This window comes from Alkalibacterium kapii, from assembly GCF_007988865.1.
GTDB classification, from domain to species: domain Bacteria; phylum Bacillota; class Bacilli; order Lactobacillales; family Carnobacteriaceae_A; genus Alkalibacterium; species Alkalibacterium kapii.
Window position 1 is genome coordinate 1 of record NZ_BJUY01000058.1, and the last position, 895, is coordinate 895.

General features: G+C 38.0%; 1 protein-coding gene. It reads right to left on the reverse strand.

Annotated elements, in window-relative coordinates:
- Positions 1-895 (reverse strand): ISLre2 family transposase (locus tag AKA01nite_RS09230; RefSeq protein WP_146925032.1); only part of this gene is annotated, 895 nt, incomplete at both ends.

The following is an 895-nucleotide window of genomic DNA, read 5'->3' on the forward strand; positions in this document are numbered from 1 at the left end:
CTTATCCGTGAGTGCTTTAAGGAAGGTTCCGTTCTTGCGTGCAGAAATAATCGCTGCGACATTGCCAGCGCCTTTAGATGAAAACCCACGACCTTGACGCTTCATCCGATAACTAAAAGGACGATGGTTACTTTCACAAATACCGATACCTTTACTGACCGGTAATCCCCTTTTTCTTATCGGTTTAATACTTTCCCAGTTTCTATGAAGATAAGCTTTTAACTTTACGAGACTTTCTTTATATTCAGCTGCTTTATCATCATTATTCTTAATCCGACTTTCAGTTGTAGCGATGACTGTTTCTATTCTTTCCCAATCATAAGCTCGAACGGCTTGTCTCATTTTCTTTTCCATCGGTTTATCAAAGCACAATCGTTGTTTTATTTTTTCGTTGACATGATAAACATCCCTAAAATGTTCGTGTTGTTGGCATTTTCCGATAATTTGATCGAATTTATCTTTTTCATAACCGCTACCACCGTCACTATTAGAAATAACTATCGTGTCTCGGATATCGTAAATAGATTCTAACCAACGGCTTGCTCGTTCAAAAGCTTCTTTACTTGATACCGTGCTCTCGAACATCATTGAATTAATCAGTACAGGTCTTTTCTGTTTTCCTTTATATTCGACACCTTCATGAAACTGAACACGATGAATTTCAGGTCTTTTCTCCTGTTTACCTTTGGTAAGCATTAAACCATCACCTTCAATAAATAGAACAGTCGGTTTTTTCTTCTCTTTCTGCGGCGTTACATCTTGAAGAGGAGCGGTTTCTGTCCAATTTTGGATAGTTTGACCAATTTTTTGAGTGATCGTGTGAATCGTCGTATGACTCAAAGAAAAAGATGTCAATAGGTTGATTGCTTTTTCTGCTTTGCGATACGTCCCATCT